The following is a 13,853-nucleotide window of genomic DNA, read 5'->3' as shown; positions in this document are numbered from 1 at the left end:
CGACGCCCCGCCTCCTGGCCGCCCGTCACCTCACGGCGACCGGCAACGTCCGCAGCCCGCGCAGTGTCACCGTCTCCGCCCACTCCGGCTCCCCCGCCGGCCGCAGCCCCGGCGCTCGGCGCGCGAGCTCCCGCAATACCGTGCGCCCCTGCAGTCGCGCCAGGGGAGCGCCCAGGCAGAAGTGGATCCCGCGTCCGAAGGCCAGGTGCCGGCCCGGCGCGCGGGTGATGTCGAATCGGTCCGGCTCGTCGAACACCCGCGGATCGCGGTTCGCCGCGCCGACCAACACCAGCACCGTCGTGCCCGCGGCGAGCTCGACGCCGCCCAGCGTCGTGTCGGTCAGGACCGTCCGTGTCGTCAGCTGGATCGGCGAGTCGTACCGCAGAACCTCCTCGACGGCCCCCTCGGCCAACGCCGCGTCACGCGCCAAAGCCCGGTACTGCTCGGGGTTCCGCAGCAACGCCAACACCCCGTTGCCGATCAAGTTCGTCGTCGTCTCGTGCCCCGCCACGAGCAACAACGTCAACGTGACCAGCAACTCCCTCTCACTGAGCCGCTCCCCCTCATCCGCCACGGCAACGAGCGCCGACAACAGATCGTCGCCCGGAGCCCTTCGCCGCTCAGCCGCCAGCTCCCTGAAGTACCCCACGAACTCCCGCCGCGCCCCGGCCGCCGCCTCCGCAACCCCGGGCGCCAACAGGAAGCCGGGCTCCGCCGCCCGCGCCATCGCCCCCGACCACGCCCCGAACCGCTCCCGGTCCCCGACCGGCACCCCCAGCAGCTCCGCGATCACCGTCACCGGCAACGGCACCGCCAGCTCCGCCATCAGATCGCCCTCGCCGGCCGCCACCACCCGCCCGACGAACTCCCCCACCAACTCCTCCACGCGCGGCACCAGCGCCTCCACCGTCCGCGCCGTGAACGCCTTTCCCACCAACCCGCGCAACCGCGTGTGATCCGGCGGATTCAAGAACGCGAACGCCCGCACCACCCGCCCGTCCCCGTCCACCGGCAGATCCGCGTGCCCACCGCCCACCACCTCGGGCTCCGGGTGCCCGAACTCCGCCCCCTTCACCACGCGCTCGGCCTCCCCGAACCCGAGCACCACCACAACCCCGTCCCCCACCCGCACCACCGGCGCCCTCCGCCGCCATTCCCCATACGCCCCATACGGATCGACCCCCCTCGCCGCCCCGACCAACTCCCCCAACCCCAGCCCCAGCGACCCCACACCTTCACCCATCCCCGCACCCTATTCCGCCCGCCACACCGCCCCTCGCTCCCCGCAAGGGCCCGGACCGACGACGCGAGGAAAGCCGAGAACCCGGCCCCCGCCAAAGGATCGCGGCGCAGAAAGCGCCTGGTGGGTTGCCCGGGCGAAGGACGTAGTTCCAGCGACCAAGGAGAGGCCCTACCGACGGGTCGGTGCATCGCGACGCGCGGGGGAGCACAACGTTCTCTCGAGCGAGCTACAAACCCTCAGCATCCCTAAGCCACCTGGCCGATGAGCCCAAGAACCGCCGCGCCACCCACCGATCACGCCGAACGACTCACCGGGAATCCGAAGGCGCACAGCCCCCTCACCAACGGCCACCTCCCCACCCAACGCAACTCACCTGGGGGGTCCAGGGGGGCGAAGCCCTCCCTGGCGGGGGCCCGGGGGTCCGACCCCCGAAGAACATGCGAAAGAGGCCCGGCTTGCGCAATCCGCAAGCACGGGCCTCCTACCTCTGTAGCGGGGACAGGATTTGAACCTGCGACCTCTGGGTTATGAGCCCAGCGAGCTACCGAGCTGCTCCACCCCGCGTCGTGACACCTACCTTACGCCTGGGTTTCGGCCAGGTGCAAAGCAGGTGCCACTACCGTGCGCGAGGTCACCCGCCGGGTTGCTGCGGGGCGCCGCTGCCGGAGGGCGGGGTGGCGTTTTTGGCGTTCTCGTAGGCCTTCGCCGCGGTGTCGAGGGCCTGGAGTGCCGCGCCTTGGTCGGCGAAGTTGCCCGACTGCTGGGCGGCCTTCAGCCTCCCCAGTGCCGACTGGATGTCGGTCACCGCCTTGTCGAGGGCCGGGTTCGAGCCGCCCGAGTTGGCCGGCGGGGTGGTCGGCGTGGTCGGTGACGTGGGTGTCGACGGTGAGTTCGGCGGGGTCGACGAGGACGGTGGTGCCCCTTCGACCGGCGTGGTCGCCGCCGCGCCGGTGCCCTTGCCGAACACCTGGTCCAGTGCCTCGTTCAACGTCGGCGCGTAGCCGACCTTCGAGCCGAACGACACCAGCACGCGGGCCAGCTGCGGGTAGCTCAGCTGGTTGCGCTGTCTGATGTACACCGGTTCGACGTAGAGGAACCCGTTGGCGACCGGCAGCGTGATCATGTTGCCGTAGATGGGGATCACGTTGGGGTTGTTGAGCAGTGTCCGGTCCGAAGCGACCTGTGGATCACTTTGGAACTTGTTCTGCACCTGCACCGGCCCGTCGACTTGGTTCGCGCCGGTGACCGTGGGTAGTCGGAGCACGCGGATCGTTCCGTAGTCGTGGGGATCGGACGACACCGACATCCACGACGCGAGGTACTGCCGTTGCAGACCGGTGAGCCCGCTCGTCAGCTGGAACGTCGGTGTGCCTTCGCCCGCCGCGTCGGCGAGGACGTAGTAACCCGGTTGGTTCGCGACGTTCGCCGCCGCTGTGGTCGCGCTGCCGTCTTCCGTCGGGTCCTGCGGGACGCTCCAGAACGACTGCTGTGCGTAGAACTGCTGCGGGTTGTCCACGTGGTACCGGGCGAGCAGCTCACGCTGGACCTTGAAGAGATCTTCGGGGTAACGGAAGTGCGCGCGCAGGTCCGGCGGGATCTCGGCGCTCGGCTTCACGAGGCCCGGGAACACCTTCTCCCACGCGTCGAGCACGGGTTCCTTGTCGTCGATCGAGTACAGGGTGACCGTGCCGTCAAACGCGTCGACAGTCGCCTTCACCGAGTTGCGGATGTAGTTGATCGAGTTGTTGGCCTGGCGCGTGACGCCGTTGAGCGAGTCGTTGGTGGCATCGCCGAGCTGGGTCTGCTGGGAGTACGGGTAGTTGTTCAGCGTGGTGTACCCGTCGACGATCCACACGATCTTGCCGTTGACGACCGCCGGGTACGGGTCGCCGTCGAGCGTCAGCCACGGCGCGACCTTGCTGACGCGGTCGCGCGGGGTGCGGTTGTACATGATCTTCGAGCCGTCGCCGATAGCGTCGGAGAAGAGGATGTTGCGCTCGCCGTAGTTGGCCGCGAAGGCGAGCCGGTTGAACCAGTTGTCGAGCGGAACGCCGCCGGTGCCGTTGTAGTAGTAGTTCTTCTGGTCCGGGGAGTCGGACTCGCCCGGGGCTTTGCCGGGGGTGCCGCCGACGATCGCGTAGTCGTTCTGGTCGGCCAGCTCGCCGTAGTAGATGCGCGGCTGGTCGACCTTGATGCCGGGCTTGCCGCCGACCGAGCCGGCGCCGGTGGGGTTCTTCGTGTCACTGGTGCCGATGAGCGGGTAGCCGGCGCTGCTCGTGTCGGACACGTCCGTGACGGCGCGGTTGATCGTGTTGGCCGGCGCGGCGACGAAACCGTTGCCGTGGGTGTAGACGAGGTGCTTGGTGATCCAGTTGGTCTGGTTGCCCGTGAGCCCGTCGGTCTTGATCTCCTTGGCGGCCACGATGTAGTCCTGCGTGGAGCCGCCGACGGTGTAGCGGTCGATGTCGAGCTTCTCCGGGAAGCCGTAGTAGTTCTGACCACCGGCGAGCTGGGTGTAGGTGGCGGACAGCACGTTCGGGTCGAGCAGCCGGATGTTGGACACGGTGCCCGAGTCGGCCTTCACCTGGTCCTGGCTCGCCTGGTTGCTGCCTTGGTAGTCCTCGTACTTCACGTTCTGCAGCCCGAACGCCGCGCGCGTCGCGTCCATGTTGCGCTGGATCGACGTGGCTTCCTTGTCGTTCGCGTTCGGCTTCACCGAGAACTGGTCGAGGATCGCGGGCCACGCGACGCCCACCAGAACGCCCGACAGGATCAGCAGCACGAGCGCGATCGCCGGCAGCTGCAGGTTGCGCAGGAACGCTCCGGCGAAGAACGCGATCGCGCAGATCACCGAGATGCACAACAGGATCAGCTTCGCCGGCAGCACCGCGTTGAGGTCGGTGTAGGTGGCGCCGTTGAACAGCGGCATGTCGCGATCGGACAGAAGCAGGTTGTACCGGTCGAAGAAGTACTCGACCGCCTTCAGCAGCACGAAGAGGCCGACGGTGATGGCGAGCTGCGCGCGCGTCGGGCCCGCCAGCTGGCCGCCGCGGCCGGCGAGGCGGATGCCGCCGAAGATGTAGTGGGCGATCAGCGCGCCGAAGAACGAGATCACGACCGTGACGAACAGCCAGCCGAGCAGCCAGTTCACGAACGGCAGGGTGAACGCGTAGAAGCCGATGTCGAGCCCGAACTGCGGGTCTTTCTGGCCGAACGACGTGCCGTTGAGGAACAGCTGGATCGTCTGCCAGTCGCCCATCGCGGACGCGCCGGCGATGAGACCCGTGATCAGCGGGATGCCGATCCCGAACAGCCGGATGCGGCTCACGATCATCGAGCGGTAGCGCGAGAGCGGGTCGTCGCTGCCCGAGACGGGCACGAACACCGGACGCGTGCGGTAGGCGATGGTGAGGCTGATCGCGAGCGATCCGCCCACGAGCAACCCGACGGCCACGAAGAGGACTATCCGCGTGAGGATTTCCGTGGTGAACACCGAGCGCGCGTGCACCTCGCCGAACCACAGCCAGTCGACGTAGGTGTCCAGCAGCCTGACACCCAGCAGCAGCGCCAGCACGATCACCGCGGCGATGATGAGGAGGATCCGGCTGCGGCGGGACAGCTTCAGGCTCACGGGGGGCCGAGTCGCCACGGCAACGCTCCTGTCTTCGTGAACACGTTCGCGGGGACAGCTGCGTCCCCTGACGGTCTAACTCTACGGATGGGTTCCCGAGTTCCCGGGACCGCCCGAATCGGACGTCGCACGACGGCGCGGGGACCGGCCTGCGACGATGTCGCCATGCAGCCGAGTGAGCCGCCCGCCGCCAACCCCGTCGCCGGCCTGGCCCGGGAAGTCGAAGAGTTCGTCGCGTCCGGGGGCTGGGACCAGCCGCCGCAGCTGTTCGCGCTGGTGCCCACCGCGGCACTGCTCGACGAGCAGCCCGAGCTGGCGGGCCAGCTCGACCGCGCCAACCCGCTGACGCCCGTCGCGCAAGAAGCGTTGCCGGAAGGTGACCTCGCCGAGTCGCTCGGCCGGATCGCGTGGCCCGAGATCGTGGTGGGCTGCGCGCTCGCGCAGGAGATCATCGTGCTGCCGCCCGACGTCGAGGCGGAGCTCGAAGGCGTCGCGGAGGCCGACGCCGAGCGCCTGCGCCGCGCGGCCGCCGACCACCCGCGGCGCACGGAGGCGCGGCTCGTGGCGGCGGTGCTGCGCGAGGGCGACGTCGCCTGCGTGATGCGGCTGCGCGGGACGCGGCCCGACGCTTCTTCGACCGAAGTGGACGCCGTCGACGAGATCGTGGAGAGCCCCGACCTCGCGCCGAACCTGCTCGACGCGTTGAAGACGACTTTCCTGCCCTGAATCCTGCCCTGAGCCCCGTCGAGCCGGGGGCCTCCGCGTGGGGGCCTCCGGGTCAGGACGGGTGCTGGCACTTCTTTCTTCCTCAGCAGTGCGCCGTGGGCCGGCCGGCCTTGAGGTTCTGGAGCTGGGTGAGCGCGTCGTCCAGAGTGGACACCTTGATCAGGTTGAGCCCGTCCGGCACGGCCGACTTCGCCTCGGCGCAGTTGTGCTCCGGCACGAGGAAGTCGGTGGCGCCGGCCTCACGCGCGCCCACGACCTTGAACGAGATGCCGCCGATCGGGCCGACCTCGCCCGTCTCGGTGATCTCGCCGGTGCCCGCGATGTGCCGGCCGTTCGCGAGGTTGCTGTCCGGCTTCCCGGGCGGGGTGAGGCGGTCGATGATCGCCAGCGTGAACATCAGGCCGGCCGAGGGACCGCCGACGTCCTGCAGCGAGATGTTGACGTTGAACGGCGCGGTCGCGTGGTCGACGGCGGTGAGGCCCATGAAGCCCTGCGTGCGGTCGTCGCGCTTCGCGAGCGTGATCGGCACGGTGCGTTCGGGCTGGCCGTCGGCCTGGAAGGTGATCTGCACGGTCTGGCCGGGCTTGGTGTTGGTGAGGGCCTTGGCGACGTCGGCGGCTTCGGTGACCTTCGTGCCGTTGACGGTGACCAGCTTGTCGCCGGGTGCGAGCACGTGGTCGGCGGGGCTGCCGGACACGATCTCCTTGGCGAGCACCTCCACGGGGTAGCCGAGGTGGCGCAGGGCGGCGACCTGGGCGTTGGTCTGGGAGTCCTGAAGCTGCTGGATGTTCTCCTGCTTGACCTGCTCGTTGGTCTCGCCGGGGCGGTAGTACTCCTCGCGCGGCGCGAGCGCGTAGCGGCCGCTGGCCCAGAGGCCGAGCGCGGTGAAGAGGTTGATCCCGTCGTTGAGCGACACGGTGGTCATGCGCAGCTCGCCGTTGGTCTGGTACGTCTCGTGGCCCTTGACCTGGACGACCTCGTTGCCCGCGGCGTCGCGACCGAGCGTGTCGTACGTCGGGCCCGGACTGATGGCCACGTACGGCACCTGGACCAGGAAACCGGCTACGACGAACACCAGGAACAGCGCGCCGCTGACCAGCAGGGTCCAGCCGCGGCGCGTCAGGCGGCGCTCGTCGCGCGCCGGTTCCCTCGACGGCTCGGTCCGGCTGTTCGCGGTCGCGGTCTCCTCGTCGGGTTTGGTCACGAGCGACAGCGTACGGTGACCGTGTTCGCTTCCCGGTGAAGGCCATGGTTGACGCGCTGGGAGAGGCCCTACCCGCGTACGGTGGACGTATGAGCAAACCCCCGTTCGGTTTCGGACCGCCCGATCCCGACAGACGAGGCGACGGTGACCCCTCGGAGCAGCCGTCCGGCGCAGAGGCGTTCAACCAGCTCGGGCAGATGCTGAGCCAGCTGGGCCAGATGCTCAGCCAGGCCGGCTCGTCGAGCGGGCCGGTGAACTACGACCTGGCGAAGCAGATCGCGCTCCAGAACCTCAGCGGCAGCGACGACGGCAAGATCGGCTTCGCGTCGTCCACCGGCGACTCGTCCACCGCCGTGCGCGACGCCGCGCACCTGGCGGAGCTGTGGCTCGACGCGGCGACGATCCTGCCCGCGGGCGCGAACACCACGGTCGCGTGGTCCGCGCGCACGTGGGTAGAGAAGACGCTGCCCACGTGGCAGCGGCTCTGCGACCCGGTCGCGCAGCAGGTTTCCGGCGCGTGGATGCAGGCGCTGCCCGAGGAGGCCAAGCAGGCCGCCGGGCCGCTGCTGTCCATGATGGGGCAGATGGGCGGGATGGCCTTCGGCTCCCAGCTCGGCAACGCGCTCGCGCAGCTGGCCCAGGAGGTGCTGACGTCCACGGAGGTCGGCCTGCCGCTGGGCCCGCCCAACACGTCGGCGCTGCTGCCCGCGAACATCGAGAAGTTCACCGAGGGGCTCGAGGTCCCCAGCAGCGAGGTGCTCGTGTTCCTCGCCGCGCGCGAGGCCGCGCACCAGCGCCTGTTCGCCCACGTGCCGTGGTTGCGGCAGCGGCTGCTGGCGACCGTGGAGGAGTTCGCCCGCGGGATCACGGTCGACACGTCCGCGCTGGAGTCGCTGGCCGGCCAGATCGACCCGTCGAACCCGGCGAGCATCGAAGAGGCCATGTCGTCCGGCTTGCTGGAGCCGAAGACCACGCCCGAGCAGCAGTCGGCGCTCAAGCGGCTCGAAACCCTGCTCGCCCTGGTCGAGGGCTGGGTCGACGTCGTGGTCGCCGAGGCCATCGGCGACCGCCTGCCGGGCGCCGACGCGCTGCGCGAGACGCTCCGCCGCCGCCGCGCCACGGGCGGCCCCGCCGAGCAGACCTTCGCGACCCTCGTGGGCCTCGAACTGCGCCCCCGCCGCATGCGCGCCGCGTCCTCCCTGTGGAAACTCGTGGGCGACCGCCACGGCACCGACAAACGCGACAGCCTCTGGTCCCACCCGGACCTCATGCCGACCGCCGAGGACCTCGACGAGCCCCTGGACTTCGCCGACCGCCTCGGCGACACCCCAGTCCTCGGCGACGACTTCGATCCGATCGCGGAGCTGGAGAAAACGGAAAAGCGCGAGGCGGCTGAGTCTGGCTCTGCTTCTGGTTCGGATTCGGCCTCGGATGCGAAGCCGGACTCCGACCCTTCAGACCAGGACAAGGGCGACAACCCGACCTCCTGATCCCGGTCCAGCCCCGGTCCTCCGCCGCCTTCGCGACGGAGGACCGGCTGCTTTCGGGGCTCTCAACAATTCGGCGCGCCGACCTTTCAACCCAAGGCAGCCACCGACGTTGAGCATCGGCTGTTCGTGCCTGGAATCACTCATCCCCTGGCATCGCCGGGCCACCGCGAACCGGTTCCAACTCGCCAAGCTCGGCACTGGCACACCGGCAGTCCAGCACCGAGACGACCGCTGGTTGAAGCCGCCGCGAGCCGGTGGGCGGCCAGGCCCCACTCCTGCGAGCCGGCCAAGTCGTGCCGTGCGCGACCTCGCGACCCCTTCACCTCACGCGCGAGCCGCAGTCTCCGCCGACGAACGGGCCCGGCTCAGCCTGCCGCAATCGCGCCGACCTGCCTCCAAGCCGGCGGCCTCCCAGCTTCCCCTCCTGCGAGCCGGCCAAGTCGTGCCGTGCGCGACCTCGCGACCCCTTCACCTCACGCGCGAGCCGCAGTCTCCGCCCGCGAACAGGACTGGCCCAGTCCGCGGCAATCGCGCCGACCTGTCCCCAAGCCGCGGACTCACCACCTGCGCGAAGGCTCGGGCCGCGGCTTCCTGACCTCGAGCAAAACCGCCTTCAACCCCAGGCAGGCAAGAGACCAGCTCAGTCGTCCTCCTCCGAAATCCCCCACCCAGCCGCCGCCGACAGCCCCTCCAGGTACCCGATCGCGCGTTCCGTCTTCGGGTACCGGTTGACCAGCGTCCAGAACGCCGCGTCGTGCCCGGGTTCGCGCAGGTGGGCGAGCTCGTGGACCAGCACGTAGTCCAAGACCCACTGCGGCACGCGCCGCAGGCGGTCGCTGACGCGGATGGTCGCGTCGACGGGCGTGCAGGAGGCCCAGCGGGTGCGCATGGGCGGCACCCAGCGCACGCTCGCGGGTATCGCCCGTGGATCGACGTACTTCGCCGCCAGCACGGCGCAGCGTGCCAGCAGCGCGTCGTCGGAGGACTTCGGCGACGCGGGTTTGCGCGGTTCGGTGCGCTGCAGCTTGCGCTCCATCTCCGCGACCCAGTGCCTCTCTTCCGCGCGGGTCATCCGTGCCGGGATGAGCACCACGAGGGTGTCGTCTTTCCAGTACGCGGTGACCGTCCGGTGCCGGCGCGCGCTGCGCCGCACCTCGACCTTGTGTTCAGGAGTGTCCGACGGGGGGTTCGTTCCGCCCCGGCCCCGCAGTGAGGGCATCCGTGCTTCGACCACCCGACAACGGTAAGGCCACCGACCGACAACTTGGGAGCGTCGAAAGGTCACAGCCCCGAGTTGTCCACAACTCGCCTTGCCTGTGGATAACTCGACTCTGAGCGCCGATCGGCCGTCGCCGAGGTGTCAAGCTGATCATCATGAGCCTGTCCGCAGTTCCGCCGCCGAACGTCCTCCTCCCCGCCTACCCGACGCTGCTCCAGGGCCTCCACGTGCTCGAACGCGGCAACGACGAAGTCCAGATCGGCCTCGACCCGCGCCACGGCGTGGTGGCCACCGGGCTGGCGCCGAGCGTCGTCGCGCTCGTGCGCCGGCTCGACGGCAGCCGCCGCCTCGACGCGGTGCTCGCCGAGAGCGAACACCGCGACCAGCTGCGGCTTCTGCTCAAACAGCTCACCGCACTGGGCCTGGTCACCGAAGCACCCAGCCCCGCCTCCAAGCGCGTCGAGACGGGCTTCTGGTCCCTGCGCGCCCGGCACCACCAGACCGCGCTCACCGAGCGAAGACGCCAGAGCCTGGTGGCCGTCCGGGGCGACGGCAGGATCGCCGTGGCCGTCGCCGTGCTGCTGGCCAACGCCGGGGTCGGGCACATCGACGTCCGCTCCGGCGGCGTCGTCACCGACGCCGACCTCGGTTCGGGCTTCACCGCCGCCGAGCTGGGCCTTTCGCGGCGCAAAGCCACCCAGAACGTGCTGGCCCGCGTCGCGCCCGAGGTGAGCACCGCCCGCAATCTGCAGCGTTCGCCCGACGTCGTGGTGCTCACCGACGCCGTCGTGCCCGCCCCGGAGCTGGTGGCGGAGCTGGTCGACGACGGCGTCACCCACCTGCCGGCCCGCGTCCGCGACGGCACGATCCTCGTCGGCCCGCTCGTCGTGCCGGGCCGAAGCACGTGCTTGCGCTGCTGCGACCTGAGCAAGACCGACCTCGACGACTCGTGGCCCCGCGTCGCGACCCAGCTCGTGGACGTCGACCAGCGCCCCGATCTCGCGTCCGTCCAGGCGTGCGCGTCGCTGGCCGTCGCGCAGGCGCTGCGCGTGCTGTCGCCGAGCGCCGAGCCACCGCCGACGTGGAACAGCACCCTGGAGCTCGATCCGTTCGAAGGCCACCTGCGCCACCGCTACTGGGAACCGCACCCGGACTGCGATTGCGGAGCGCCCGAAGCGCCACCGGAGACGTAGCCCACACCCCCTGGCAGGCTGCGGCCACCAAGGTCACCAAGGCAGAATCGGAGGGTGACCGACTCCGCAGACCGCGAATCCGCAATGCCGCGCCGAGGTGCGGCGCGCACCGCGAAACTCGCCAGCATTCCCCTCGGGATAGCCGGCCGGGCCGTCGGCGGATGGGGCAAGCGCCTCGCGGGCCAGAGCGCGGAACAGGTGAGCGCGACGCTGTCGGCGAAGGCCGCGGAGCAGCTGTTCGAGGTGCTGGGGACGCTCAAGGGCGGAGCGATGAAGTTCGGCCAGGCCCTGAGCGTCTTCGAAGCCGCGGTGCCCGACGACATGGCCAAGCCGTACCGCGAAGCGCTGACCAAGCTGCAGTCCGCCGCGCCGCCGATGTCGGCGCAACAGACGCGGCGGGTCCTGGCGCAGCAGCTCGGCCGTTCGTGGGAGGGGCGGTTCAAGCACTTCGACGACGTCCCGGCGGCGTCGGCCAGTATCGGCCAGGTCCACCGCGCCACCTGGCACGACGGGCGCGAGGTCGCCGTGAAGGTCCAGTACCCGGGGGCCGACGAGGCACTGCGCAGCGACCTGCGCCAGTTGCAGCGCTTCAGCCGGCTGTTCCAGGCGTTCGTGCCCGGCACGGACGTGAAGCCGCTGATGGCGGAGCTCGCGGACCGCATGGACGAGGAGCTCGACTACCTCAACGAGGCCGACAACCAGCGTGCGTTCGTGAAGGCGTTCGAGGGCGATCCCGCGTTCCTCATCCCGCGCGTGGTGGCGAGCGCGCCGAAGGTCGTGGTGACCGAGTGGGTCACGGGCACGCCGTTGTCCAAGGTCATCGCGGGCGGCGACCAGGAGACGCGCAACCTCGCGGGCCGGCTGCTGATGGAGTTCCACTACTCGTCGCCGGCGCGGGCGCACCTGCTGCACTCCGACCCGCACCCCGGCAACTTCATGGTCACCGACGACGGCCGCCTGTGCGTGCTCGACTTCGGCGGCGTCGCGAAGCTGCCCAACGGCATCCCGCGCCACCTGGGCGAGATGACGCGCCTGGCCCTCGACGGCGAGTCCGACGACCTCATGCGGCTCCTGCGCGAAAACGGCTTCGTCCGCACCGACTCCGACCTGGCCGCCGACGAGGTGCTCGCGTACCTCGCGCCGTTCACGGAACCGCTGGCCACGCCGACTTTCCACTTCACTCGCCGATGGATGCAACGCCAGGCCGGCCGCGTCGGTGACACCCGCGGCAGCGACTTCCGCGTCGGCCGGTCGCTGAACCTGCCGCCGGAGTACCTGATGATCCACCGCGTCACCGCGGGGTCCACGGGCATTCTCTGCCAGCTCGACGCGGTGGTCCCGGCGCGCGGCATCGTGGAGCGGTGGCAGCCAGGTTTCGCTCGCTGAGTTGTCCACAGGCCCGGCGGTGCCACAGACCTGATTCGCGGAGTTATCCACAGATCCGGGAAGCCGGTTCCACTCGGATGGCCGAGCGGTCATCCTCGAATCATGACGACTACCGCAAGCATCCGGGACGTGGCTCACCGTGACTCCACGTCGGTCGGCGTGATCGACCTCAAGAAACTGCGCAGCGCCGGAATCTCGAACCGAAGAGCCGCCAGGATGGCGCGGCCGGGCGGGCCGTGGCGCCGCGTGTACCCCGGCGTGTTCGTGATCCAGGACAAACCGCCGTCCCGATTACAGCTGCTGCACGCCACCATCGCGCGCTACGGCCCCGACGCCATCATCACGGGCACCGACGCGCTGCGCGCCCACGGCGTCGCCCACCCGCTCACGGACGAGATCCACCTGCTCCTGCCGCACTACCGTCGCCCGGCCTCCGAACCCGGTGTGCTGACCTACCGCACCGCCCGCATGCCCGAACCCGTGATCATCGACGGTCTCCCCTACGCCGGCGGCCCGCGCGCCGCCCTGGACCTGGCGCGCCGCGCGGTCAACCCGAAGGCCGTCGAACGCCTGACGACGCTCCCGCTGTTCTGGGGCCTGTGCGACCGCGCCGAACTCCTGGCCGAACTCGACGCCGGCAATCAACGCGGCTCATCGGCGGTCCGCGCCGTACTGCGCGCGATGGACGACCGCGAAACCTTCACCCACGGCCAGGCCCTCCGCCTCCTCCGCGACGCTCCCCTGCCGTCCCCCCAGTGGAACGTCACGGTCTGCGACCTGCGCGGCCGCCGCCTCGGCATCGCCGACGCCTGGTGGGACCAGGTCGGCCTCGCCTGGCGCTACCGCACCGCCGCCGGCCCCACCGACTTCAGCCACTTGGCGCTCACCGCCACCGGCACCGTCCTCGTGCGCTGCACGCCCCGCCAACTCAACGACATCCCGGCCGACGTCACGGACGAACTGGTCCGCGCCTACACCCAGGCCGCCCGCACACCCCGCCCGAAGGTCCGCGCGCTCCACCGCCGGGACACCGCCGCATGACGCCGGGGTGAGCACCCGGCCGGGCTGCTGGCCGGCTGGTTGGCCCGTCCGGTCATTGCCTGAGGTTCACACGGAGCGAGGGCCGTGCCGAGCCTCTCGGCAACGCCGGGCGGGCCGCCCGAACACCGCCCGCCCACCGCAGCCCGCCGACCGTCCTGGAAAGTCCAGGGAAACGGCGGCGCCGGACGCCTCCAGACGGGCTGGCGAGCGCAGACCGTGACGGCGAAAGCACTGAGCCGTTCCATCCGCGATGTGGATTGGGCAGCGCCCCGCCCGCACCCGACTCTGGTTGGGGCCAGCGGCGATCACGGGTCGCACGACACGTGCTCACGAAGGCGAACCTGCCGGGTCGCCTCCGCCCGCGATGCGAGCTGGAGTGGCGGTGTAATCGCACCAAACAGCAGTGAGGGCCGGTAGGCGATCGTCGGCGGTACGGCACGTGCTCACGAAGGCGAGCTAGCCAACCCGCCCCCACCCACGATGCGAGCTGGAGTCGCGGCGCAACCACCCCAAAAGGCAGTGGGGGCCAGTAGGCGATCGTCGGCCGTACGGCACACGTGCTCGCGGAGGCGAGCTAGCAAGCCCGCCTCCACCCGCGATGCGAGCTGCAGTGGCGGCGCAACCGCACCAAACAGCAATGCGGATCGGCAGGCGACCGTACGGCACGTGCTCACGAACGCGAGCTAGCAAGCCCGCCCCCACCCACGATGCGAGCTGCAG

The 13,853-nt window shown here is 70.3% G+C and carries 9 protein-coding genes and 1 tRNA gene; 5 read left to right on the top strand and 5 right to left on the bottom strand.

Going from position 1 to position 13,853, the window contains the following annotated elements:
• Positions 1 to 25 precede the first annotated feature (25 nt).
• From ACQPXB_RS06835 to ACQPXB_RS06825, 3 genes are all read right to left on the bottom strand, one after another.
• The gene (locus tag ACQPXB_RS06835; RefSeq protein ID WP_432850172.1) at positions 26 to 1,135 is read right to left on the bottom strand and encodes a cytochrome P450; all 1,110 of its coding nucleotides are present in this window, start codon (positions 1,133 to 1,135) and stop codon (positions 26 to 28) included.
• Between the two features lie 598 nt (positions 1,136 to 1,733).
• Positions 1,734 to 1,807, bottom strand: a tRNA-Met gene (locus tag ACQPXB_RS06830).
• A gap of 67 nt (positions 1,808 to 1,874) precedes the next feature.
• Positions 1,875 to 4,874 carry a UPF0182 family protein gene (locus ACQPXB_RS06825; RefSeq protein WP_432856471.1) on the bottom strand — a complete coding sequence of 1,000 codons (3,000 nt, stop codon included), beginning with the start codon at positions 4,872 to 4,874 and terminating at the stop codon, positions 1,875 to 1,877.
• Between the two features lie 165 nt (positions 4,875 to 5,039).
• Between ACQPXB_RS06825 and ACQPXB_RS06820 the strand changes: the two genes are divergently transcribed.
• Positions 5,040 to 5,600 (top strand): PPA1309 family protein, encoded by a 561-nt coding sequence (locus ACQPXB_RS06820; protein WP_366584533.1) that lies wholly within the window; start codon positions 5,040 to 5,042, stop codon positions 5,598 to 5,600.
• Positions 5,601 to 5,682: 82 nt separating this feature from the next.
• On the opposite strand, the gene ACQPXB_RS06815 is transcribed toward ACQPXB_RS06820, so the two are convergent.
• Positions 5,683 to 6,702 carry a YlbL family protein gene (locus ACQPXB_RS06815; protein ID WP_386949420.1) on the bottom strand — a complete coding sequence of 340 codons (1,020 nt, stop codon included), beginning with the start codon at positions 6,700 to 6,702 and terminating at the stop codon, positions 5,683 to 5,685.
• A gap of 191 nt (positions 6,703 to 6,893) precedes the next feature.
• On the opposite strand from ACQPXB_RS06815, the gene ACQPXB_RS06810 reads away from it, so the two are divergent.
• Positions 6,894 to 8,294: a zinc-dependent metalloprotease gene (locus ACQPXB_RS06810; RefSeq protein WP_432850170.1), complete on the top strand. Its 1,401-nt coding sequence runs from the start codon at positions 6,894 to 6,896 to the stop codon at positions 8,292 to 8,294.
• A gap of 640 nt (positions 8,295 to 8,934) precedes the next feature.
• Here the strand turns inward: ACQPXB_RS06810 and ACQPXB_RS06805 are convergent.
• A complete protein-coding gene (locus tag ACQPXB_RS06805; RefSeq protein ID WP_432850168.1) occupies positions 8,935 to 9,447 on the bottom strand; it encodes a M48 metallopeptidase family protein in 513 nt (170 codons plus the stop codon).
• Positions 9,448 to 9,668: 221 nt separating this feature from the next.
• On the opposite strand from ACQPXB_RS06805, the gene ACQPXB_RS06800 reads away from it, so the two are divergent.
• The 3 genes from ACQPXB_RS06800 (at position 9,669) to ACQPXB_RS06790 (ending at position 13,133) form a co-directional block, all read left to right on the top strand.
• Complete coding sequence (locus ACQPXB_RS06800; protein ID WP_432850166.1) at positions 9,669 to 10,706, top strand: hypothetical protein; 1,038 nt, start codon at positions 9,669 to 9,671, stop codon at positions 10,704 to 10,706.
• A 54-nt stretch (positions 10,707 to 10,760) separates the two neighbouring features.
• Positions 10,761 to 12,092: an ABC1 kinase family protein gene (locus ACQPXB_RS06795; RefSeq protein WP_366584541.1), complete on the top strand. Its 1,332-nt coding sequence runs from the start codon at positions 10,761 to 10,763 to the stop codon at positions 12,090 to 12,092.
• 102 nt (positions 12,093 to 12,194) lie between these two features.
• The gene (locus ACQPXB_RS06790) at positions 12,195 to 13,133 is read left to right on the top strand and encodes a hypothetical protein (RefSeq protein WP_386949319.1); all 939 of its coding nucleotides are present in this window, start codon (positions 12,195 to 12,197) and stop codon (positions 13,131 to 13,133) included.
• Positions 13,134 to 13,853 lie beyond the last annotated feature (720 nt).

It is taken from the genome of Amycolatopsis sp. CA-161197, assembly GCF_050942255.1.
Lineage (GTDB): Bacteria > Actinomycetota > Actinomycetes > Mycobacteriales > Pseudonocardiaceae > Amycolatopsis.
Note: the sequence above shows the minus strand (reverse complement) of the source record. Positions and strands in the feature narration are given on the sequence as shown.